Genomic DNA, 23,741 nt, shown 5'->3' with positions numbered 1-23,741 from the left:
GCTAGCCTCTCCCCTTAAGAATATAACCACCGTTAACTGCAACAACATGCCCTAATAACTCGAGCTCTAGTAGCTGTTGCATGACCTCTTGCACAGGAATATGGGTCTTTTGCGCTAAAATATCAACTGGTGTTGCCTCTATTCCTACGTTAGCCAACAGATCGGGAAATGGCAATTCTTCTTTATCAATAACTTGGTCAAAAAGTGTCGGTTGTACTTTTTTAGACCAGTTGGTGAGAGATTCTATTTCACTAAGAAGGTCATTAGGAGACTGCACCAAACAAGCTCCCAATTTGATCAGCGAGTGACAACCACTATGGAAAGGGTGGCGAATTGAACCAGGAATGGCAAAAACATCTCGCCCTTGCTCAGCCGCGTATTTAGCAGTAATCAACGAACCACTTTTCTCTGTCGCTTCAACCACCAATACAGCTAAAGACAGTCCACTTACGATTCGGTTACGACGCGGGAAGTGCTCAGCCCTAGGTTTTACCGAAGGTAAATGTTCACTGACTAACGCACCATGCTCTGCAATTCGAGAGGCCAAGGACTTATGACGTGCCGGATAGATTTGCGATAAACCAGAACCCAATACGGCAATAGTAGGGCCTTTTGCATCCAGCGCTCCTTGATGAGCATGACCGTCAATGCCCAAAGCTAAGCCACTCGTCACGCAGTAATCATGCTTTGCAAATTCACAGGCATAGCTACGAGCAATCTCTAGCCCTTCCAAAGTAGCATTGCGACTTCCCACCATGGCAATTTGAGGTGCCGCAAGTAAGGATAACTGCCCCTCAACAAATAAAACCGGCGGCGCTCCCTTGGTTTCACTCAATAGTGGCGGATACGCCTTATCGCCACTGGTCACAATGTAGCGACGCTCTCCCGACGCCCAAGCGAGAGCCCGTTCAGCAAGCGCTATCGATTGATGATGGATAAACGCCACTTGATGCGACTTCAAACCAATAGAGGCCAGTTCCTGTGGTGAATAGCTAACAATGTTGAGCGGACTATCTATCGCTCGTAACTTTTCGAACGTGACAGCACCGATGCCGGGGCACAGAGAAAGCCGCAGCCAAGCTAGAGTGCGATCGTCACTCACGATACACCCTATCGCTGCTTGGTGGCACAATAATGGTTTGCTTGGTGATAGGCTCTGGAGACTCAGTAACCAGTGCGACACTGAAACGTTGATAACTGTGAATCACCATCAAGCGCCCTATGTCTATTAATGGAAACTGAGACATAGCTACATGAGACTCGTCACGACCACTTAAACCATGCTGACCATCGGAATAAACAAATGTTTCACTGGGCCTTTTTAGTATGTAGCTACTGCCTTCAACAACAGAAGCGTCTTGCCCTGCATTCAACACTACCGTATGTCCTTGAACCGCAAAATGCAGAGAATTGAACGTTCCTACGATGCGAAGATCTTCTACATTAGGTCCTGCTTTTGGCTCAATAAGCGTTGATGATTCATCCCGAGCTAGCTCGGAGATAGGAATAGCAATGTCTCCTCGCTTGAGCTCATGATTAAAATCCGTCAACTGCAAAACAGCAATATCATTTATCTGTTTCATCAAACGGGCTGTCGCCAGTCGTTTAATTTCTCTCATAGTAAAGTGCTCATCATCGTTGCGATAGAGCTTCCCCACTCGATAAATGACCCAGTTTTGCTCATGGCCTTGATAATCAATGTAAACCTCATCTTGATTGGAAATGTAATCCAAGCCACGAGTAGAGCCTACTATCTTAGGATAAGTGGCTAACTCACTCGCAAGTATCAATCTCTCTTGTTCTCTATAACGAGCAATGGCACGAGGATTTAACCAATTTGACGGCTGTTTTAACGTAACGTCCATCACTGGAGAAAGGCGCCTTAGCGCTTTCTTTATCAATTGCGGTTGCCCTGCTACCCAGACTAATAACAGCGTATCTCCCGGGTAAATTTTATGAGGATTAGCTATATGAGAGTTGTGTAGCCAAAGCTCTGGCCAGCGCCAAGGAGAGGATAAGTATCGCCCTGAAACTCCCCATAAAGTATCGCCAGACTTAACAACATAATGTCGAGGTGCGTCTGGTTTGAGGAAGTCGCTTACGCTAGCGTGAGATTGAAACGCCCATAAGGTGATAGAAAAAAGAGATGAAAGAGTCAATAACAGACATATTCCCTGTTTCATACACCGCAATCCTTCGCTTTGTTTCAAGGGATGCTGTCATTTAGGTGCGAAAATGTCTAGAATTGAACCAACGAAGTCCATGCCTATTCGGCACAGTTCAACATTTTGAGTGTATATGTCTGTATTACAAGTATTAACTTTCCCGGATGATCGCCTAAGAACGGTAGCTAAGCCCGTTGAAGCCGTAACGCCGGAAATCCAAAAAGTCGTCGATGACATGATTGAAACCATGTACGACGAAGAAGGAATTGGCCTTGCAGCAACGCAAGTTGACTTTCATCAGCGAATTGTTGTGATTGATATTTCAGATACTCGCGACCAACCGATGGTACTTATCAACCCAGAAATTACCGAAAAGCGCGGTGAAGATGGTATTGAAGAAGGCTGCCTTTCTGTCCCTGGTGCTCGCGCACTAGTGCCACGCGCCGCTGAAGTGAGTGTCAAAGCGCTGAACCGCGATGGTGAAGAGTTTACGTTTGATGCAGATGACCTATTGGCTATCTGTGTACAGCATGAGCTTGACCACTTAGAGGGTAAACTGTTTGTTGATTACCTTTCTCCTCTAAAGCGTAAACGCATCAAAGACAAACTCGAGAAAATTAAGCGCTTCAACGCTAAACAATAATATTAAGTGAGGTTTCCGTGAGCCAATCATTACGTATTGTGTTTGCCGGTACTCCAGACTTCGCCGCCCGTCACTTGGCGGCGTTATTGTCTTCGGAGCACGAGGTTATCGCTGTTTACACCCAGCCTGACAGACCAGCAGGCCGAGGCAAAAAGCTAACGGCAAGTCCGGTCAAAAATATTGCCCTTGAGCATGATATTCCGGTTTATCAACCCGTCAATTTCAAGTCTGACGAAGCTAAGCAAGAGCTCAAAGACCTCAATGCCGATATCATGGTGGTTGTCGCTTATGGCCTGTTGTTGCCACAAGCCGTTCTTGATACGCCAAAGCTAGGTTGTATCAATGTTCATGGTTCAATCCTGCCTCGTTGGCGTGGTGCTGCACCTATTCAGCGCTCTATTTGGGCTGGGGATGCACAAACCGGTGTGACAATTATGCAGATGGATATTGGCCTAGATACCGGTGATATGCTGAAAATTGCCACACTACCAATTGAAGCCACCGATACCAGTGCGACCATGTACGATAAGCTGGCAGAGCTTGGCCCACAAGCTTTAGTCGAATGTCTTGCTGATATTTCCTCAGGCAATGCTGCGCCAGAAAAGCAAAATGACGATGAAGCGAACTACGCCAGCAAGCTAAGCAAAGATGAAGCGAAGATCGATTGGAGTCAGCCAGCAGAATTCACTGAACGCTGCGTTCGTGCTTTCAACCCATGGCCTATGAGCTTCTTCTCTGTAGAAGAGAACAACATCAAAGTTTGGCAATCGCGGGTAGAAGACAATGCGACAGAATCAGTAGCCGGGACTATTCTTAAGGCTGATAAAACAGGAATTTACGTCGCAACCGGTCAAGGTACTTTGGTGTTAGAACAAATTCAAATACCGGGTAAAAAGGCCATGCCAGTGAGCGATGTATTGAATTCTAAAGCCAGCTGGTTTGAAGTGAGTAGCGTTCTGAGCTAAAGACGCAAATGCTCATTGATAGTTAGGGCCAGCACGTTGAGTGCGGGCCTTATTTTATTTTTAATGTCGATAAAAATTTAGGTAACCAACATGAATGTTCGCGCTGCTGCGGCCAATATCCTTTTCCAAGTGGTTGATAAAGGTCAATCTCTATCGAGCGCCCTTCCATTAGGCCAGCAACAAGTAAAACCTAGAGATCAAGCCTTATTACAAGAGATTTGCTTTGGTGCGCTGCGCATATTGCCTCGTTTGGAGTCCGTTGCATCCGAGCTAATGGATAAACCATTAAAAGGTAAACAACGTGTATTTCATCACCTGATTTTGGTCGGCATCTATCAAATTGGCCATATGCGAATTCCTGCTCATGCAGCGGTGGGGGAGACTGTAGAAGCGACCAAAACGCTGAAAGGTCCGAGACTGCGCGGCCTTATCAATGCAGTACTACGCAACTACCAACGCAACCAAGAGCAGCTAGATGAGATTTCCGTCAGCCACAATGCTGGAAAATACGGCCACCCTAGTTGGTTACTGAAGCTACTGCAAGAAAGCTACCCACAACAATGGGAAACGATTGTAGAGGCTAATAACACCAAAGCACCTATGTGGCTGCGCGTGAACCACCAGCACCTCAATCGTGACGATTATCAAGCACTACTCAAAAATGAAGGCATAGATTCCACCGCTCACTCTGAAGCCTTGGATGCTCTAAAATTGGCCGCCCCTTGCGATGTCAACAACCTCCCCGGTTTCGATAAAGGTTGGGTATCGGTACAAGATGCCGCGGCACAACTTTCTATCAACTACTTAGAGCCTAAAGATGGTGAGTTGATTTTGGATTGTTGCGCCGCTCCCGGAGGCAAGACTGCACATATCCTGGAGCGTACTAAAGACAGCCAAGTGGTAGCTATTGATTGTGATGAAACAAGATTGAAGCGTGTTCATGACAACCTTAAGCGCCTACAGCTAAAGGCTAAGGTAGTGTGTGGTGATGCAAGAACACCAAGTGAGTGGTGGCAAGGTGAACAATTTGACCGCATTCTATTAGATGCGCCATGTTCTGCAACCGGGGTGATTCGTAGACACCCTGATATCAAATGGTTGCGCCGCGCCGATGACATTGAAGCACTCGCAGAGCTACAACGTGAGATCTTCGACGCTATGTGGCAGCAATTAAAAGTAGGTGGAACATTGGTGTACGCCACTTGTTCAATCACACCACAAGAAAACAAAGAGCAGGTAAAAGCATTCCTTGCTCGCACAGACAACGCACAGCTTATTGATTCAGACATCGATAACCCAGGACGTCAGATTCTTCCTGGAGAAGAAGATATGGATGGTTTCTATTACGCTGTGCTAAAAAAGGCGTAGAATGCTAACTTATTGATAGCTATGCTAGTGACTCGTTAAGTCGAATTTATCAAAAGAGCGCAATGTTATGAAAATCATCATTCTTGGAGCAGGTCAAGTTGGTGGCACACTCGCAGAGAACCTTGTGGGTGAAAACAACGATATCACCATCGTCGATCGCAACGGTGACCGTCTAAGGGAGCTGCAAGATAAATACGATTTGCGAGTCGTCAATGGCTACGCTAGCCATCCTGATGTATTGCGTGAAGCTGGCGCACAAGATGCTGACATGCTAGTGGCGGTGACCAATATGGACGAAACCAACATGGCTGCATGCCAAGTTGCGTTCTCTTTATTCAATACGCCAAACCGTGTCGCTCGAATTCGTTCTCGTGAATACCTGATTGAAAAAGAAAGTCTGTTCAACTCAGGTGCCATCCCTGTTGACCACCTGATCGCTCCAGAAGAGTTGGTGACCAGCTATATAGAACGATTGATCCAATACCCCGGGGCATTGCAAGTCGTCAGCTTTGCGGATGAACGCGTAAGCTTAGTCGCGGTCAAAGCCTATTATGGTGGTCCGCTCGTAGGGAATGCACTGTCGACTTTGCGTGAGCATATGCCTCACATTGATACCCGAGTAGCGGCTATTTTCCGTCAAGGACGTCCGATTCGACCACAAGGCACCACTATTATCGAAGCGGACGACGAAGTCTTCTTCGTAGCAGCAAGTAATCACATTCGTTCTGTAATGAGTGAATTGCAACGACTCGAAAAGCCATACCGCCGCATCATGATTGTTGGTGGTGGTAATATCGGTGCTAGTCTTGCTAAGCGTCTAGAGCAAACTTACAGCGTGAAGCTTATCGAGCGCAGTTATAAGCGTGCCGAAAAGCTGTCGGAAGAGTTAGAGAACACCATCGTCTTTTGTGGTGATGCTGCGGATCAAGAGCTGTTAACCGAAGAGAACATCGACCAAGTAGACGTATTTATTGCACTCACCAATGAAGATGAAACCAACATCATGTCAGCGATGTTGGCGAAGAAAATGGGCGCAAAAAAAGTCATGGTACTGATTCAGCGTGGGGCTTATGTTGACCTTGTGCAGGGCGGTACCATAGACGTGGCGATTTCACCTCAGCAAGCGACTATTTCCGCTCTACTTACCCACGTTCGTCGTGCCGATATTGTAAACGTCTCATCACTGCGCCGCGGAGCCGCAGAGGCGATCGAAGCAGTTGCTCATGGTGACGAAACCACATCTAAAGTGGTTGGCAAAGCCATTGGTGACATAAAACTACCACCAGGTACCACAATTGGCGCTATTGTACGTGGTGAAGAAGTACTTATTGCCCATGATCGCACCGTGATTGAGCAAGATGATCACGTAGTGATGTTCCTCGTGGACAAAAAATACGTGCCTGACGTTGAGGCATTGTTCCAACCAAGTGCATTCTTCCTGTAAGGCACTCCAATGGTTAACGCCCGTCCTGTTTCCTTTGTTATAGGGTTAGTGCTCTCTAAGCTAGCCCTATTTATGTACGTCCCAACATTGGTTGCTTTCTTTACTGGTACCGATGGTTTCCTTGATTTTGGCTTAGCGGTTGTCATTACCCATTTTGCCGCCTTTGTTTGCCTCTCACTTGGACGCACAAAAAACTTCAAACTCAGTGTGCGTGATATGTTCCTAATCACTAGCTTGGTTTGGACTATTGCCAGTGCCTTTGCCGCGCTCCCTTTTGTTTTTATCAACCATATCAGCTTCACCGATGCTTACTTCGAGACCATGTCTGGCATTACGACAACAGGGTCGACGGTACTTAGCGGATTAGACAACATGGCTCCCAGTATTTTACTGTGGCGTTCTATTTTGCAATGGTTAGGTGGTATCGGATTTATTGTTATGGCGGTTGCCGTTCTGCCAATGCTTAATGTCGGTGGTATGCGTCTATTCCAGACTGAATCTTCAGATTGGTCAGATAAAAGCAGCCCGAGAGCCAAAACGGTCGCCAAAAACATTGTACTGGTTTATCTAGTATTAACTGGGCTTTGTCTACTGGGCTATACAGTGACAGGAATGGATCTGTTCGATGCAATTAATCACTCATTTACTACACTTTCAACGGGCGGCTATTCCACTTCCGATGGCTCTATGAACCATTTCTCGGAAGGCGCACACTGGGTCGGTACCATCTTTATGTTCTTAGGCGGGCTACCTTTCCTATTGTTTGTTGCTGCGTTAACAAAACGCGATCCGAGAATATTGCTTAGGGATGCTCAGGTTCGAGGCTTTGGGTATCTGTTTTTAGTATCGAGCACCGTTGTGGCGTTGTGGCTATTTTGGGAAGATGGCTATGCACTAAATGATGCATTCCGAGTATCCATGTTCAACATCGTATCTGTTGTAACAACAACGGGCTTTGGACTGGAAGACTTTACGGCTTGGGGGCCGCTACCTTCGGTTATTTTTGCGTTTATGATGATGGTAGGAGCGTGTTCAGGTTCAACCTCGGGCGGCATCAAAATATTCCGCTTTCAGATAGCTGTTACCTTGCTTAATAAGCAAATGATGAAGCTTATTCATCCGTCAGGCGTTTTTGTTCAACGCTACAATAACCGTCCAGTCAATGACGATATCGTGCGCTCAGTTGTCGCATTTGTATTGATGTTCTTCGTGACTATTATCGTTATCGCCGCAGGATTGAGTGCTATGGGGTTGGACCCCGTTACCAGTATCTCCGGCTCTATCACCGCAGTCGCGAACGTAGGGCCTGGGATGGGCGATATCATTGGCCCAACAGGTAACTTTGCGCCACTTCCCGACGCCGCTAAGTGGCTGCTTAGCTTTGGTATGTTAATGGGCCGTTTGGAAATCCTGACCCTGTTAGTACTCTTCTTCCCTGCATTTTGGCGCCGCTAAACCGGCGCTACATACCAGTACACGGCAAAAAAGTGACAAGCTGCTCCTGCAAGCACAAAAAGATGCCAAATAGCATGGTTATAAGGTATCCGCTTATTGGCATAGAACACAACACCCAAGGTGTAAATCGCACCACCCAATGCCAATAGTATTAAGCCTGAAGGCTCTAAATGCTTAGCCAATTGATAGATGACTATCACCGATAACCACCCCATGACAAGATAGGTAATCAATGAAGCACGTTTAAAGCGATAAACGAAGAACAACTTCATAATGATGCCAATAACAGCCAGCGCCCAAATAACAACCATTAAGCCAATTGCTAGTGGTGTTCTCAGACTCACCAGCATAAACGGTGTATAGCTACCCGCTATTAACAAGAAAATAGCGCAATGGTCGAAAGTTTTCAGCCAGCGTTTACTGTTAGGGTTAGCAATAGAGTGATACAAGGTTGAGGCCAGAAATAGCGTGATCATGCTAGCGCCATAAAGACTCATACTAGTAATCGTGAGAACATCGGCATGCGCACCAAGCGCTTTTTGCAGCAGTAGTATCAAGCCTACAATGGACAGCAGCACTCCAATACCATGAGAGATGCTATTCGCCCACTCTTCACGAGCGCTGTAATTGGAAGTAGTTGCTGAGGACATTAAGGCATACTCTAAAAAGACAGTGATTAAAGAGTATGCCACATTCAGCTAACATGCGTTAGCTGAAATTAGGTTGTTTGCTCTAAGTAAGCCAGGACTTGCTGACCCGCTTCTTCACCAGACAGTGAACTTGGGATCTGCATTTCTCGTTTCAGTTGCCCTAAACCAATGAGACTTGAGAGCATGCCTTTTACTCCCTCTTTATTTCTATCGATTTCAAACCATAACTTGAGTTCATCTTCACTACGGTAAGCAATGATCTCAAGCTCACGCCAGCGACCATGGTAAGGCCCTGTGGTTGGAACAAACTCAAACTCTTGAACAAACGGCATAACAAAGCCCTTTGCCGCTTCGCACTCAACCTGACGAATACGTAACCCTTGCTCTTCCAAAGCAGAGAATATGCCGTCCACTAATGGGTCTGGCCTCACTGTCAGCATATCTTTATCTGTTGGATCAGCTGCTAGCGCGATATCCAATCCAGTTTCCAACCATACTTTAGAATCACCAATTGTCACTGGAGTATTCCAAGGCACGTCAAGCTCAACCTCAAAGTCTCTTGTTTCTCCTGGCTCAATGGTAAATGCGTAAGGCAGCTTCCATGTTTGCAGCTCAAAGGTTTTCGATACTCTTTTTTTCGGTGCGCCCGGTTGATTGCTATTGTCGTGGTTACTACGTGCTACCTCATCAATATAGCGACAACAAAGCCTCATATTGATGTTATCCACCGTCTGGGCAGTGTTACCACCGTAGACGTGAATCGTAACTTTCGCTGTCTCGCCGGGATAGAGATATTCTTGGTGAAGAACAGAATCCACTCGCGCGGCGCCGATACCAAAACTTGCTAAGGTTTTCTTAAAAAAAGACATACGCACATCCATTTATATCCCAAGATAGTGTTACCGTTTTATCGCAAAATGATAGAGAAAACAAATATCCAACACACAAATCTATTGTGGAAAAAATAACCAACAATTCACTGCAAACTATCGTATCCACACAAACTTGGTGGTATTCTATGCGTGATATGCATGCATATCATTATTCCTGATTGCTTATTTGGAGTGGCATAAGTCAAAAAAGAGTGACATTGAGAGTTATTTCGGTGTTCTCATAAGTAATCAGGCCATTAGATTGGCAATGGAATTGCCTGACTTGTTAGGTAAAACAATGCGCCCAACACCCGTCAGGTTTTCGTACTCAAATCGTGGTGCGTCGCGTCGTCGCAGTGGTTTCGTTTCTGCGCCTGTCGCAAAAAAAGTCGCTCCTTCAATGACGCTCGTTGAACAAAGTGTTCGTATGGCACCAGCTCCAACCAGAGTTGTTAAAGCGGCATAATAAAAAGCGCAGTTATCCTGCGCTTTTTTTTGTGTCCAATTCCTTCACTTATTGGTATTAGCCTCGATTTTTGGTACTTTTACTCAAAAATACTTATAAAAATTGTGGAGAAAGTTATGAAGTGTCACCGCGTTAACGAACTCATTGAGTTGATACATCCAGAATGGCAGAAAGAACCTGACCTTAACTTACTGGAATTTATTATAAAACTGTCCAATGAAGCTGGATACGAAGGTAAGCTTGAAGATCTCACTGATGATGTTCTTATCTACCATCTAAAAATGCGTAATAGCCAGAAAGACGAAATGATTCCAGGATTGGCGAAAGACCAAGAGGATGACTTCAAAACCGCACTCTTAAAGGCTCGCGGCATCATCAAATAACCAAATGTTATAAAAAACGACCCTCTAAGGGTCGTTTTTTATATGAACCGACGCTAATTTTGTTGTTAAAGGTTGATAGCCTTAAAGAAATGAAATTGTTATCAAGGTTATAATCGCTGGGTTTTAATACTGCGTACTGATTAGTAAGTGACTTACCAGTCGTAGCAATGTCGGAATAGATAGAGTGCGTCAAAACGCACCGTCAGCCCAAGAAGGACAGCCTCAGCATGAGTCAGGATAAAATTGACGTAAAGGATGTAACACCCAAAACGTTCAACCCCAAAACCCACAAAGGCAACGGAGATCGATTTAACCCAAGCAATCGCATCTACGTTCGTGAAAGTAAAGGAACCTTTCAAAAGCTTAGACGCTACGGCGGCTGGTTTTTACTCCTATTGTTCGCACTGGTACCTTGGATACCTTATGGCGAGAGACAAGCGGTATTGCTTGATATTGGTAATCAGCAATTTAACTTTTTTGGCACCACACTTTATCCGCAAGATCTCACCCTACTCGCGTTACTATTTATGGTGGCCGCATTTGGCCTGTTTTTTATCACCACGTTTTTAGGTCGAGTATGGTGTGGCTACTTATGCCCACAAACCGTCTGGACCTTTATGTACATTTGGTTTGAAGAAAAACTAGAAGGCAGCGCCAACAAACGACGCAAGCAAGACAGTGGAAAACTCAGTCCAAACCTCATTATGCGTAAAGGTCTCAAACATGTCGCTTGGTTAGCTATCGCGTTAGCGACTGGCTTTACCTTTACCGGTTATTTTGTGCCAATTGGCGCGCTCGTTAGTGATTTTTTCACCTTTAATGCCAGTTTCTGGCCCGTATTCTGGGTGTTGTTTTTTGCCGGTTGTACATACGCAAATGCAGGGTGGATGCGCTCCATCATGTGTATCCATATGTGCCCTTACGCTCGCTTCCAGTCAGCCATGTTTGATAAGGACACCTTTATTGTTGGTTACAAAAGTCAACGAGGTGAAACTCGCGGCCCTCGCTCTCGTAAAGCAGACCCGAAAAAACTGGGCTTAGGTGACTGCATTGACTGTGACCTTTGTGTACAAGTATGCCCGACAGGCATTGATATCCGAGATGGCTTGCAGTACGAATGCATCAACTGCGGCGCTTGTATTGATGCGTGTGACAAGACTATGGACAGAATGGGCTATGAGAAAGGTCTCATCAGCTACACCACGGAGCACCGCCTCTCAGGTAAACACACCAAAGTCATGCGACCAAAGCTGCTAGGTTATGGCTCGGTATTACTAGTGATGATTGCCCTGTTCTTTGTGCAGATTTCGGCCGTCGACCCCGCGGGGCTGAGTGTTCTTAGGGATCGTAACCAACTGTTCCGAGTTAACAGTGATGGTCTGGTGGAGAATACCTACACCTTGAAGGTCATCAATAAAACACAACAAGAGCAACAATATACGCTCAGTGTTTCTGGGCTAGAAAATGCAACTTGGTATGGACGACAAACCATTTCCGTTGAACCAGGTGAAGTCTATAACTTGCCGATCAGTTTAGGTGCTGATCCAGAGCAACTCAGTTCACCTGTATCGACAATTCAGTTTATACTGAGCGACAGTAATGACTTCTCAACAGAAGTAGAAAGTCGATTTATTAAGAAGCTCTAACCGACGTGTTAGCTACCTATTATAGGAAAAGGGCTCAGCAATGAGCCCTTTTATTTTATACATGACAGATAAAGCCTTTAACTTTGATGCCCTCACTCCTGATTTCATGTGGTATGCCTTAGAAAGCATCGGTGTTCGAGCAGAATCCGGCTTGCTTGCTCTTAACAGTTACGAAAACCGCGTCTATCAATTTACTGATGAAGATAGAAAACGCTTTGTGGTCAAGTTCTATAGACCGCAACGTTGGAGCCGTGAGCAAATCCAAGAAGAGCACGACTTTTCCAGTGAATTGGTGGAAAACGAAGTACCTATTGCAGCGCCTCTATCGATTAACGGAGAGACTATTCATGAGTATCAAGGTTATCTGTTCACTCTGTTTAATAGTGAAGGTGGTCGCCAGTTCGAGGTTGATAATCTAGAGCAACTAGAATGGGTGGGTCGATTTATGGGCCGTATCCATCAGGTAGGAGCTCAAAAGAACTTCATCCATCGTCCGACAATTGGTCTGGAAGAGTACGTATATCAGCCAAGAAAGCTGCTTCAATCGTCTACATTCATCCCTGCACATTTAGAGAATGCGTTTTTTAGTGACTTAGATTTACTGATCTCACATATTGAAGCGCATTGGCAACCGAGTGAAACCATTCGTCTGCATGGCGACTGCCACCCGGGCAACATTCTTTGGCGTGACGGTCCGATGTTTGTGGACCTAGACGACGCTCGTAATGGGCCTGCTATTCAGGATTTATGGATGCTGCTCAATGGCGATCGACAAGACAAGATGATGCAACTTGATGTTCTGTTGGAGGGATATCAAGAATTTAGTGACTTGCCTAACGATCAATTGAAACTAATTGAGCCTTTACGTGGTCTACGTATGGTGCACTACATGGCCTGGTTGGCAAAACGCTGGCATGATCCTGCATTCCCACAAGCCTTTCCTTGGTTCAATGATGCCAAATACTGGGAAGGACAAGTGCTCGGCTTTAAAGAACAGATTGCCGCGCTGAATGAAAAGCCACTTTCATTACAACCGCAGTGGTGACAAACTATCCCCATTCCTGATAAGGATTTGGTTTTACACATGGAGAAAATAATGAAAAAAATCATCGCATTATTTGCGACGCTTCTAGTCAGCCTGGGAGTAAGTGCAGCACAATTTCAAGAAGGTACTCACTATAAAGTTCTAGACTTAGAAAAATCTTCTAAGCCTGTAGTAACAGAGTTCTTCTCGTTCTACTGCCCACACTGCAACAGTTTCGAGCCTATCATTGCGCAGCTTAAGAAAAAGATTCCAGCAGACGCTAAGTTCCAGAAGAACCACGTTTCTTTTATGGGTGGCAACATGGGCCTTTCAATGAGCAAAGCCTACGCGACTATGGTGGCGTTAAAGATTGAAGACAAGATGGTTCCTGTGATGTTTAACCGTATCCATAACATGAACAAACCGCCTCGCAATGACGAAGAACTACGTCAAATCTTCTTAGATGAAGGTGTGGACGCGAAGAAATTTGATGCCGCATTTAACGGCTTTGCTGTTGACTCTATGGTGCGTCGTTTTGATAAGCAGTTTAAAGACAGCGGACTTTCTGGTGTCCCTGCTGTCATCGTCAATAACAAGTACCTAGTCGAAGCTGGTGGCATTCAGTCATTGGATGAGTACTTTGAGCTGGTAAACTTCCTATTGAAGAAATAAGCCGCTCTAAAATGTAAAAACCGAGCCCATATGAGCTCGGTTTTTTTATTTGGTGTGGATATCATCGAGTACTTGGTCCTTGTCCTTCCAAACCTCACCTAACCACTTTTGGAACTCTCGCTTGTAAGGCTTATCGTTGAAGTAATCACCTAGAATTTTCTCATCTACAGGCAGAATACGAACCTTTACTACGATTTTTTTCATATCACCCTTTAATACCGCTTTAAAAGGCTCATCCATATTTTCCGGATACGCCAGAGTGACATCAATAATATTCTCAAACTGGTCACCCATCGCTGCCAATGTATAAGCAATGCCACCGGATTTAGGTTGTAATAGATAGTTGTAACCCGCGCTACTTTTCTTCTGCTTATCGGCAGTAAAGCGCGTTCCTTCTACATAATTCACCACGGTCGTTGGGGTATCTTTAAACTTTGCACATGAACGACGAGTCGTCGCGAGATCTTGTCCTCGCTTTTCTGGGTGACGAAGCAAATATTCACGTGAATAACGCTTCATAAACGGCATATCTAGCGCCCAACAAGCCATGCCGACAAAAGGGACGTACAAAAGCTGTTGTTTCAGAAAAAACTTAGGCATTGGAATGCGGTCTTTAAACACGCTGCAGAGCACAACAATGTCAGTCCAGCTTAGGTGGTTACTGATCATCAAATACCAACCATTTTTTCGCAGTGATTCTAGCCCTTCAATGTCCCATACCACCTTAGGATTGACCAAATGAAGAATACCGTGATTCACCGTCGCCCATAACCACATAAAGCGATTTGCTAAAGACGTACACAGTCGCTGTAGAGGCTTGATCGGAATTAGAAATTTGATCAATCCAAACCCAAGTATAGGAATCGAACAAAATGCCGTATTAATGATGACCAGAGAGGCACTAATAATAAAAAGTAGGTATCCAAGCATAACCAACTATCTATGATTCGTTTGTGACAATTTTATGGCGGTTAATTGTACAAGGCGCACTGCCTTGTGCAATGATTTTATCATTGGTCTGATTTGTGTTGTAACTCAAAAAAAACGAGCTTATTCTGAACTAATAACATAGCATAAACATATAATTACAATCGTTACCAAAATAATCAGAACATGATAAGGATCAGTTATGAAACAGGCATGGAGTGTCTTGGCAGTGTCCCTTGGCCTTGTCTCGCAGGTAGCAGTGGCTAAGTTGGGAGAAAGCAATGGTTTTAGCGGTGAAATTGCATTAAACGCGGCTTACGCAAGCAAAACATCGAATCTTACTAATACCGACGATGAATTTCGCAACTACACTGGTAGTCAACAAGAAGACAGCGGCGCATTAGTACTTCCCCTCGGTAGTCTTCAATATACCTTTGGAGCGCAATCAAACCATCAATTGTTTTTAGGTACATCACGAGCCGATATTGCCGTTGGTACGGTAGCACTTGAGGCGGGTTACAAATACCTATTTCGCGATAAAACCAGAGTGAGTGTTTCTTTCTTGCCAACCATTCTAGAGGGTGAAGTCTGGCAAGATCCCTATACGACAGATACTCGCAATACTACCAAAGAAAAAGGCAACGCGTATCGTCTACAACTAGACAATATTGCCGGATCGTTATTCAGCTTGGACCTTGCCTATGGCAAACGTGAACTGGATGAGGAGCGCTCTGGTACAGGAGTACCTGCCTTATCTCCACAGGAAGCACAACTCCTAAGTCGTAACGCTGATATCCTCTATGGTAAGTTCAAAATGATGTTACCTGTGAGCCAACAAGTATTACTCTATCCCGCTCTGATTTACACCCAGCAGGATGCGGATGGCAATGCAATGAAACACAATACTTATGGTGCAGAGTTATCCTCTTTCATGTCGTTTGGAAATCACAAATTAGCACTGACGTTAGGCTATTCAAAACGTGATTACGATGCAGCAAATCCAATCTATGACAAAACTCGTGGCGATGATGAATGGAAGGCTTTCCTAGCATATGAGTATCCGGGAATTTTCTACTCCGATAACTTATCGCTTGTTGCCTTTGCCGGTGCGACTAATAGCGATTCCAACATCGACTTCTACGATGAAAAAGACTGGATCACCGCAGTTGGCCTAAACTGGAAATTCTAATAGGTCATAGGCATACCCATTACCTTCCATTATACGTGGCTTAGCGAAGCATTTTGCTAAGCCATTTTTTATCGCTACAGTACCCGCCAAGTTTATAAGGAAATAACCTCTTTACCCACAACCTACTGATTTATGGATATGTCATGGCTATTCGATACTTCTTGCTTTCGCTTATAGCATTTACTGCGACCTACAGCTCTCTATCTGTCGCTTCACTAGCTCAGAGTAAAGGCTTTAGTGGTGAAATATCAATCAGCAATACACTGGTAGGAGAAAAATCCAATTTGGTCGCCAGTACCGATCCCAAAATCAGCGCCTCTCAAGAAACATACGATGAGTTTTGGATGCCATTAGGTGTAGTCAATTACACTTTTGGATCGCAAAGCAATAAACAATGGTTCATTGGAACTTCCCGTAACGATATTGCCGTCGGAACCTTTGTATTAGAAGGCGGTTATAGACAACAACAAAACGATGGTTCTATATGGAGTATTTCTTACTTACCGACCGTCCTCGGAGAACCGATTTGGAACAATCCATACGTCGGCGCCGAACAACTGCAAGCAGCGGAAGCAACAGGCGATGCTTATCGTTTTCAAATGGAGAACATCGCAGGCTCACTGTTTACCCTAGATTTGGCATACGGTACCCGAGTTGTTGATGAAGAGTTTTCGGCAAAAAACCTTAATCTTGACTCAGATTATGATAGGAATAGCCATCTCTACTATGCGAAAGGCTCCTACACGTTAGCGGTTAATAATCACTGGCTGTTGTTTCCATCGGTGATTTATGTGGTTGATGATGCTAAAGGTCAAGCCGTCAGAAACCAAGGGGTTGGCAGTGAACTTACTGCCCTATTCACCTACCAGCAACACAGCATTGCCGCGACCATGAGCTATATGAATCATGAATATCGTGGCGAGAATGTCATTTTCGATCAGAATCATCGTATCGATGAAAAATACAGTGCATTTCTGGCTTATGAATACCTCTCTTTATGGAATATTGATGCATTATCTTTAATATCCCTATCAGGATACAACGCGACAGATTCTTCCATCGCCTTTTATGAGTCCGCCGATTGGATAACCTCCGTCGGTATGAACTTCGCCTTCTAAACCGCTTGCGCAGTCAATTGTTTTAGCAACCTATCCATAGCGCGATATCCTAACGCTTCAGCTAAATGTTCTCTTTGAATATCATCCTCACCGCCAAGATCAGCAATAGTACGTGCTACTTTGATAATTCGATGATAGGCGCGAACAGAGAGCCCTAAACGGTGTAGAGCATTCTCAAGAAACTCTGCATCTGTTTTCTTTAAGCGACAATAGTCCTCGATTTCACCGCTGTGAAGGAGTGCATTCACCTTACCATTGCGACTTAACATCACATCACGCGCTCGATGAACACGCTGACGCACGACTTGAGTTGACTCCCCTCGCTCTCCCCCTTCAGACAATGTTCCTTTGGGTAATGAAGGTATTTCAATCGACATATCAAATCGGTCGAGCAAAGGCCCCGATAATCGACTGAGGTAGCGTAGAATTAGCTGAGGGTTGGTACGTGACTGATTGCCTTCATAGTACCCAGTAGGACTCGGGTTCAATGCACCGACGAGTTGGAATCGAGCTGGAAAACGGGTTTTCCCTTGGGCTCGGGAAATAATAATTTCGCCTGACTCAAGCGGCTCTCGAAGTGAGTCCAAGACTTTTCTTTCAAATTCGGGCATTTCGTCGAGGAATAGTAATCCATTATGTGCCAGAGAAATTTCTCCTGGTCTTGGTATCGAACCTCCGCCAACTAATGCAGCCATAGAACTCGAATGATGAGGGGCACGAAAAGGCCGCGTTTTCCAATTGTCTTCATTGATTTCTTGCTGCGTCAACGACGCGACCGAGGCAGTTTCCATCGCTTCTTGTTCGCTCATTTCAGGTAATAGGTCGCAAAGCCGTGAGGCCAACATGGTTTTTCCGGTTCCAGGAGGACCGAGAAAGAGTAGGTTGTGATTTCCGGCTGCGGCAATCTCTAAAGCTCGCTTTCCCTGTTGTTGGCCGATGATATCCTGTAAATCGCGTGTTTTCGGCACCATCTTTATCTGTTTAGTGTCGGTATATAGGGATAAAGCTTGTTGGCCCATCAAATACGCACAGACATCGAGTAGACCTGATGCTGATTTATGGTGCTCTCGGCCAACCAACGCCGCCTGATTACCATTGCCTTCTGGCACCACTAAGCATCGACGGCTTTTGTTAGCGGCGAGTGCAGCAGGTAAAACACCTTTGACGACTCTTAGCTCTCCAGAAAGCGCTAGCTCGCCAACAAATTCATGTGCAAGTAGCTTATCGTGAGGTAACTGATCAGACGCCGCCAAAATACCTAACGCAATAGGAAGATCAAATCGCCCCCCCTCTTTAGGCAGATCCGCAGGAGCGAGATTCACCGTGATTCTCTTCGCCGGAAACTCAAATCGTGAATTGATGATGGCACTACGTACTCGGTCTTTAGATTCCTTAACTGTCGTCTCTGGAAGTCCTACCAGTGTAAAACCGGGCATACCATTACTGATGTGGACTTCAACCGTAACCAAAGGTGCTTCAACACCAACGCTCGCTCGACTATAAATAATCGATAATCCCATGAAATCCCTTTTTCCTTCCAATTTCTCTCACTTAGATGGTTAAAAGTCAGAGTTTTATATATACCCCATGTTATACAGCCATATTTAATGCTGAGTAAATGTGAAAAAAGTATGATTTTTTGCTTGTCAGGTAACAGAAATTTGTGATACCACTAGTGACGCAAACATTTTCGTTAGAAACAACACAACGATTTAGAAACAAGATAATGACTTTTAACGCTCACTCTCACACTCTGATTAGCCTGATTATTGTGGTCCTGATTGGTACCGCACGGGGGCATGTGGGCGGAAAATAACCACGAGATTCAAAAAACCCCCGCACTGAAAAGTCCGGGGGTTTTTTTACAAACTCAAAATATAAATTTGATAGTGATCACTCATAGAAACCCTCTCGGTGGATATGACAGGAAGAAATGGAGCACACAATGTGCAATCGAACGACAAACAGTCACGACAGCAAGCGTGACACCCAAGGAGGCTATAATGACAGGTGCTGAATTAGTTGTAGCCGCATTGAGACAGCAAGGCATTGAAACGGTATTTGGCTATCCTGGTGGAGCCATCATGCCAATCTACGATGCTCTGTATGATGGTGGTGTAGAACATATCCTCTGCCGACACGAACAAGGCGCTGCAATGGCAGCCATCGGACTGGCAAGAGCCACCAAAGACGTTGCTGTTTGTATGGCCACCTCCGGCCCCGGCGCCACCAATCTCGTAACCGGCCTCGCCGACGCTTTTCTCGATTCGATCCCTCTCGTAGCTATCACTGGTCAAGTTGCCAGCTCCCATATCGGTACTGATGCATTCCAAGAAATGGATGTGATTGGTATGTCTCTCTCATGCACGAAACATAGCTATCTGGTCACGGATATTGAAGAGTTAGCTCCAACTCTTGCCGAGGCATTTGAAGTTGCTAAAACAGGCAGACCTGGCCCTGTTATTGTCGATATTGCTAAAGATGTCCAACTTGCTAATGCTCCGGTTGATGTCCTTCCCCCGTTTACGCCACCAGCGATCCCTGTTGCTTCGTCAGAGCAAGTCCAGTTAGCACAGCAACTGCTTGATCAAAGCTCTCGCCCAGTTTTGTATGTAGGTGGTGGTGTGCAACTTGCCGATGCCACAGAATCTGTACGTGAGTTTTTACGCCTCAACCCTATGCCAAGTGTCAGCACACTAAAAGGCTTGGGTACTATTGAGAGACATGACCCACACTACTTGGGAATGTTGGGCATGCACGGTACCAAGGCCGCAAACTTAGTCGTTCAAGAATGTGACCTTTTAATCGTGGTTGGTGCTCGTTTTGATGACCGCGTGACCGGAAAACTGGATACCTTTGCTCCTCATGCAAAAGTGATTCATATCGATATTGATGCTGCGGAATTTAACAAGCTCAGACAAGCTCATGCTGCATTACGTGGTGACATAAACGTCATCTTGCCACAGCTTGAACTGTCAAAAGATATTGCTCCTTGGGTACATCACAGCGAAAGCTTACGCAGTGGTTTTAAATGGCGCTATGACCATCCAGGAGATTTAATTTTTGCTCCACTGCTCCTTAAACAGCTATCAGACATGATGCCTGAGTCTTCGATTATCTCAACGGACGTTGGTCAACACCAAATGTGGGCAGCACAACATATCCAGCCTAGATTGCCTGAGAACTTTATTACTTCGGCTGGTCTCGGCACTATGGGCTTTGGTCTACCAGCAGCAATGGGAGCAGCAGTCGGTCGCCCTGACGACCAATCGATTCTTATTACTGGTGACGGTTCATTCATGATGAATGTGCAAGAACTAGGCACACTGAAGCGCCGTCAAATACCCGTCAAAATTGTGCTGTTAAATAACCAACGTCTTGGTATGGTTAGACAGTGGCAATCACTGTTTTTTGATGGTCGACACAGCGAAACGATTTTGGATGATAACCCTGACTTTGTCATGCTTGCTAAAGCATTCGATATCCCAGGTAAAACCATTACTCGTAAAGAAGAAGTTGAGCCTGCTCTCAAAGAAATGCTAGAGAGCAAGACCTCGTACATGCTTCACGTGTTGATAGATGAAGAAGAAAATGTATGGCCTTTGGTTCCGCCAGGCGCCTCGAATAGTGACATGTTGGAGAATACCTAATGGACAGATACTTATTAGACATCAAAGCCGATGACAAACCTGTCTTGCTAGAGCGCGTATTACGCGTTATTCGCCACCGTGGCTTTATCATTAAACAAGTGGCTGCAACACAAAACCATGAAAGTAAGATTGCCAGTGTTGAGATCATTGTTGATAGCGATCGCCCTATCACGACCTTGATTAATCAGATTGAGAAGCTTTGGGATATTCGTACCATCGAGGTGACAGAGCTTAAACACAACGAACTGACCAATCACAACCTACAAGAACAAAGTGCATAAGGAAGGAATGCTAAATGGCTAAAAGTACAGCAGATTTTATTTGGTTTAATGGTGAGATGGTTCCATGGGCTGAAGCGAACGTTCACGTCTTAACTCACGCAATGCATTATGGTACTTCTGTTTTTGAAGGGGTTCGTTGTTATAACACACCTAACGGCCCTGTGGTTTTCCGTCACCCTGAGCACGCCAAGCGCCTTAAAGATTCCGCTAAGATTTATCGCTTCCCAATTCCTTACACAGAGGAAGAAATCATGGAAGCAACCCGTGAGACACTACGCCAAAATAAGCTTGAATCCGCTTATATTCGTCCATTAGGTTTTGTCGGTAACGTTGGTCTAGGTGTTTGCCCTCCAGAAGGCACGCAAATGGAGCTCATCATTGCTGCTTTCCCTTGGGGTTCTTACCTAGGTGAAGAAGCACTAGCAAACGGTGTAGACGCAATGATATCAAGTTGGAACCGCGCCGCGCCAAATACCATTCCAACTGCAGCAAAAGCTGGTGGTAACTATCTTTCTTCATTGCTTGTTGGCGGTGAAGCACGTCGTCACGGTTATGACGAAGGTATTGCTCTCAGTGTCGATGGTTATCTATCAGAAGGCGCTGGTGAGAACATTTTCGTAGTCAAAGATGGCGTCATCACGACACCACCAGCAACCAGCGCGATCCTACCAGGTATCACTCGCGACTCAATAATGACGATTGCGAAAGATATGGGCTACGACGTTCGTGAAGCTAACATTGCTCGTGAAGCACTTTACCTAGCAGACGAAGTATTTATGACCGGTACCGCTGCTGAAATCGTTCCGGTACGCAGCATTGATAAAATCGATGTTGGTACAGGTAAACGCGGTCCAATTACCAAAGTTATGCAAGATGCGTATTTTGGCCTATTCAATGGCACCACTGAAGATAAGTGGGGCTGGCTAGATTACGTATACCCAGAACAGAAACCAGCATCAGCAAAATAAGGAAGAAGTACAATGCCTAAATACAGATCAGCCACCACAACTCATGGTCGCAACATGGCTGGTGCTCGTGCACTTTGGCGTGCAACTGGAGTCAAAGAAGAAGATTTCGGTAAGCCAATTATTGCTGTTGTAAACTCGTTTACTCAATTTGTACCGGGACACGTTCACCTTAAAGACCTTGGCCAACTAGTCGCCAAAGAAATTGAAGAAGCGGGCGGTATTGCCAAAGAATTCAATACCATTGCTGTTGATGATGGCATCGCAATGGGTCACGGCGGTATGTTGTACTCACTGCCTTCACGTGAGCTCATTGCCGACTCTGTAGAGTATATGGTCAACGCTCACTGTGCCGACGCCATGGTGTGTATCTCCAACTGCGATAAGATCACTCCGGGAATGCTGATGGCTTCAATGCGCCTAAATATTCCAGTGATCTTCGTTTCTGGTGGCCCAATGGAGGCTGGTAAAACTAAGCTTTCTGATCAGATCATCAAACTCGATCTGGTTGATGCCATGATCCAAGGTGCCGATCCTACGGTTTCTGACGAACAAAGCGAGCAAGTTGAACGTTCAGCATGTCCAACTTGTGGTTCTTGCTCAGGCATGTTCACTGCCAACTCGATGAACTGTCTAACAGAAGCTTTAGGTCTTTCTCAACCAGGTAATGGTTCACTACTTGCGACTCACGCAGACCGTGAGGTGCTATTCAAGAATGCAGGTAAACGTATCGTTGACCTAACTAAGCGCTACTACGAACAAGATGACGCGACAGCCCTTCCACGCAACATCGCCACCAAAGATGCTTTTGAGAACGCAATGGCGCTTGATATCGCTATGGGGGGCTCAACCAATACAGTGCTTCACCTATTAGCAGCTGCTCAAGAAGGTGAAGTGGATTTCGATATGGAAGATATCGACCAAATGTCTCGCCGCGTCCCTAACCTGTGTAAAGTGGCACCTTCCACACCTAAGTATCACATGGAAGATGTACACCGTGCTGGTGGGGTTATCGGTATTCTGGGTGAACTAAATCGTGCAGGCTTGCTTAATAGCCAAACTAAGACTGTTCTTGGCCTTACGATGGAAGAACAACTCAATCAATACGACATCATGTTGACGGATTCCGAGGAAATTAAGTCGTTCTACCGCGCAGGTCCTGCTGGTATTCGCACCACTCAAGCGTTCTCTCAAGATTGTCGCTGGGATACCTTAGATGATGATCGTGAGAATGGCTGTATTCGCACAAAAGACAACGCCTATAGCCAAGATGGTGGTCTCGCAGTGCTGAAAGGTAATATTGCTTTAGATGGTTGTATTGTTAAAACAGCAGGTGTAGATGAAGGCAGCCTGGTATTCCAAGGCCCTGCTGTTGTTTTTGAAAGCCAAGAAGATGCGGTTGATGGCATTTTGGGTGGTAAAGTAAAAGCAGGCGATGTTGTGGTTATTCGCTACGAAGGACCAAAAGGCGGTCCGGGTATGCAAGAAATGTTGTACCCAACCACATACCTAAAATCGATGGGCCTTGGTAAAGAGTGTGCACTTCTTACTGATGGTCGATTCTCTGGCGGTACTTCTGGCCTATCTATCGGTCACGCCTCTCCGGAAGCGGCAAATGGCGGTACTATTGGCCTTGTCAAAGACGGCGACACTATTAGCATTGATATCCCGTCACGCAGCATCACATTGGATGTCGCTGAATCTGAGCTTGCTACTCGACGCGCAGAGCAAGACAAGTTGGGCTGGAAACCTGCTGATCGCGAACGTACGGTCTCTTTAGCACTTAAAGCTTATGCTAACCTTGCAACCAGTGCAGACAAAGGTGCGGTGCGCGATAAGTCGAAACTCGAGGGCTAAC

At 45.5% G+C, this 23,741-nt stretch carries 22 protein-coding genes; 16 read left to right on the top strand and 6 right to left on the bottom strand.

The window, feature by feature from the left end; genetic code table 11:
- Window position 1 precedes the first annotated feature (1 nt).
- Together dprA and L2W36_RS22880 are read right to left on the bottom strand one after the other, a co-directional pair.
- Window positions 2-1,102 (bottom strand): DNA-processing protein DprA, encoded by a 1,101-nt coding sequence (dprA, locus tag L2W36_RS22885; RefSeq protein WP_236111669.1) that lies wholly within the window; start codon window positions 1,100-1,102, stop codon window positions 2-4.
- Window positions 1,095-2,183 carry a LysM peptidoglycan-binding domain-containing protein gene (locus L2W36_RS22880; protein WP_236111668.1) on the bottom strand — a complete coding sequence of 363 codons (1,089 nt, stop codon included), beginning with the start codon at window positions 2,181-2,183 and terminating at the stop codon, window positions 1,095-1,097. The genes dprA and L2W36_RS22880 overlap by 8 nt, the downstream gene beginning before the upstream one ends.
- 115 nt (window positions 2,184-2,298) lie before the next feature.
- Between L2W36_RS22880 and def the strand changes: the two genes are divergently transcribed.
- The 5 genes from def to L2W36_RS22855 all read left to right on the top strand — a co-directional run bounded on the left by def (window position 2,299) and on the right by L2W36_RS22855 (window position 8,040).
- Window positions 2,299-2,808 (top strand): peptide deformylase, encoded by a 510-nt coding sequence (gene def / locus L2W36_RS22875; RefSeq protein WP_006073002.1) that lies wholly within the window; start codon window positions 2,299-2,301, stop codon window positions 2,806-2,808.
- A 17-nt stretch (window positions 2,809-2,825) separates the two neighbouring features.
- A complete protein-coding gene (gene fmt, locus L2W36_RS22870; RefSeq protein WP_031494025.1) occupies window positions 2,826-3,773 on the top strand; it encodes a methionyl-tRNA formyltransferase in 948 nt (315 codons plus the stop codon).
- A gap of 90 nt (window positions 3,774-3,863) precedes the next feature.
- Window positions 3,864-5,141, top strand: coding sequence for a 16S rRNA (cytosine(967)-C(5))-methyltransferase RsmB (rsmB, locus tag L2W36_RS22865; RefSeq protein ID WP_236111667.1), 1,278 nt, complete (start codon window positions 3,864-3,866; stop codon window positions 5,139-5,141).
- Between the two features lie 67 nt (window positions 5,142-5,208).
- A complete protein-coding gene (trkA, locus tag L2W36_RS22860; protein WP_006073005.1) occupies window positions 5,209-6,585 on the top strand; it encodes a Trk system potassium transporter TrkA in 1,377 nt (458 codons plus the stop codon).
- A gap of 9 nt (window positions 6,586-6,594) precedes the next feature.
- Complete coding sequence (locus tag L2W36_RS22855; protein WP_006073006.1) at window positions 6,595-8,040, top strand: TrkH family potassium uptake protein; 1,446 nt, start codon at window positions 6,595-6,597, stop codon at window positions 8,038-8,040.
- Here the strand turns inward: L2W36_RS22855 and trhA are convergent.
- The gene (trhA, locus tag L2W36_RS22850) at window positions 8,037-8,690 is read right to left on the bottom strand and encodes a PAQR family membrane homeostasis protein TrhA (RefSeq protein WP_062463682.1); all 654 of its coding nucleotides are present in this window, start codon (window positions 8,688-8,690) and stop codon (window positions 8,037-8,039) included. The genes L2W36_RS22855 and trhA overlap by 4 nt on opposite strands.
- A 68-nt stretch (window positions 8,691-8,758) precedes the next feature.
- On the bottom strand, window positions 8,759-9,559 hold the full coding sequence (locus tag L2W36_RS22845; protein WP_031495732.1) for a sporulation protein: 801 nt from the start codon (window positions 9,557-9,559) through the stop codon (window positions 8,759-8,761).
- Window positions 9,560-9,830: 271 nt separating this feature from the next.
- Between L2W36_RS22845 and L2W36_RS22840 the strand changes: the two genes are divergently transcribed.
- The 5 genes from L2W36_RS22840 to L2W36_RS22820 all read left to right on the top strand — a co-directional run bounded on the left by L2W36_RS22840 (window position 9,831) and on the right by L2W36_RS22820 (window position 13,753).
- Complete coding sequence (locus L2W36_RS22840) at window positions 9,831-10,028, top strand: hypothetical protein (RefSeq protein WP_006073009.1); 198 nt, start codon at window positions 9,831-9,833, stop codon at window positions 10,026-10,028.
- A gap of 116 nt (window positions 10,029-10,144) precedes the next feature.
- Window positions 10,145-10,411: a YihD family protein gene (locus tag L2W36_RS22835; RefSeq protein WP_006073010.1), complete on the top strand. Its 267-nt coding sequence runs from the start codon at window positions 10,145-10,147 to the stop codon at window positions 10,409-10,411.
- A 227-nt stretch (window positions 10,412-10,638) separates the two neighbouring features.
- Window positions 10,639-12,057, top strand: coding sequence for a cytochrome c oxidase accessory protein CcoG (gene ccoG / locus L2W36_RS22830; protein WP_236111666.1), 1,419 nt, complete (start codon window positions 10,639-10,641; stop codon window positions 12,055-12,057).
- Window positions 12,058-12,118: 61 nt separating this feature from the next.
- Entirely contained in the window at window positions 12,119-13,102 is a 984-nt protein-coding gene (locus tag L2W36_RS22825) for a serine/threonine protein kinase (RefSeq protein WP_236111672.1), read from the top strand.
- Between the two features lie 51 nt (window positions 13,103-13,153).
- Entirely contained in the window at window positions 13,154-13,753 is a 600-nt protein-coding gene (locus L2W36_RS22820; RefSeq protein WP_031493306.1) for a thiol:disulfide interchange protein DsbA/DsbL, read from the top strand.
- Between the two features lie 45 nt (window positions 13,754-13,798).
- On the opposite strand, the gene L2W36_RS22815 is transcribed toward L2W36_RS22820, so the two are convergent.
- The gene (locus tag L2W36_RS22815) at window positions 13,799-14,683 is read right to left on the bottom strand and encodes an acyltransferase (protein WP_236111665.1); all 885 of its coding nucleotides are present in this window, start codon (window positions 14,681-14,683) and stop codon (window positions 13,799-13,801) included.
- A 199-nt stretch (window positions 14,684-14,882) separates the two neighbouring features.
- On the opposite strand from L2W36_RS22815, the gene L2W36_RS22810 reads away from it, so the two are divergent.
- Both L2W36_RS22810 and L2W36_RS22805 read left to right on the top strand, forming a co-directional pair.
- Window positions 14,883-15,869, top strand: coding sequence for a DUF2860 domain-containing protein (locus L2W36_RS22810; protein ID WP_236111664.1), 987 nt, complete (start codon window positions 14,883-14,885; stop codon window positions 15,867-15,869).
- 143 nt (window positions 15,870-16,012) lie between these two features.
- Window positions 16,013-16,987 carry a DUF2860 family protein gene (locus tag L2W36_RS22805; RefSeq protein ID WP_124940462.1) on the top strand — a complete coding sequence of 325 codons (975 nt, stop codon included), beginning with the start codon at window positions 16,013-16,015 and terminating at the stop codon, window positions 16,985-16,987.
- Here the strand turns inward: L2W36_RS22805 and L2W36_RS22800 are convergent.
- On the bottom strand, window positions 16,984-18,507 hold the full coding sequence (locus tag L2W36_RS22800) for a YifB family Mg chelatase-like AAA ATPase (protein WP_096443858.1): 1,524 nt from the start codon (window positions 18,505-18,507) through the stop codon (window positions 16,984-16,986). The two genes, L2W36_RS22805 and L2W36_RS22800, sit on opposite strands and share 4 nt — an antisense overlap.
- A 483-nt stretch (window positions 18,508-18,990) precedes the next feature.
- Here L2W36_RS22800 and ilvG point away from each other — a divergent pair, with 483 nt between their 5' ends.
- The 4 genes from ilvG to ilvD are packed head-to-tail and all read left to right on the top strand — an operon-like array spanning window position 18,991 to window position 23,740.
- Window positions 18,991-20,637, top strand: coding sequence for an acetolactate synthase 2 catalytic subunit (gene ilvG / locus L2W36_RS22795; protein WP_038224147.1), 1,647 nt, complete (start codon window positions 18,991-18,993; stop codon window positions 20,635-20,637).
- Complete coding sequence (gene ilvM, locus L2W36_RS22790; RefSeq protein WP_006073039.1) at window positions 20,637-20,918, top strand: acetolactate synthase 2 small subunit; 282 nt, start codon at window positions 20,637-20,639, stop codon at window positions 20,916-20,918. The genes ilvG and ilvM overlap by 1 nt, the downstream gene beginning before the upstream one ends.
- Before the next feature lie 14 nt (window positions 20,919-20,932).
- Window positions 20,933-21,886 (top strand): branched-chain amino acid transaminase, encoded by a 954-nt coding sequence (locus L2W36_RS22785; protein ID WP_006073040.1) that lies wholly within the window; start codon window positions 20,933-20,935, stop codon window positions 21,884-21,886.
- 12 nt (window positions 21,887-21,898) lie between these two features.
- Window positions 21,899-23,740, top strand: a complete 1,842-nt coding sequence (gene ilvD, locus L2W36_RS22780) for a dihydroxy-acid dehydratase (protein WP_006073042.1) — start codon at window positions 21,899-21,901, stop codon at window positions 23,738-23,740.
- Window position 23,741 lies beyond the last annotated feature (1 nt).

Source organism: Vibrio sp. McD22-P3, from assembly GCF_021568915.1.
Classification (GTDB): domain Bacteria; phylum Pseudomonadota; class Gammaproteobacteria; order Enterobacterales; family Vibrionaceae; genus Vibrio; species Vibrio mediterranei.
Note: the sequence above shows the minus strand (reverse complement) of the source record. Positions and strands in the feature narration are given on the sequence as shown.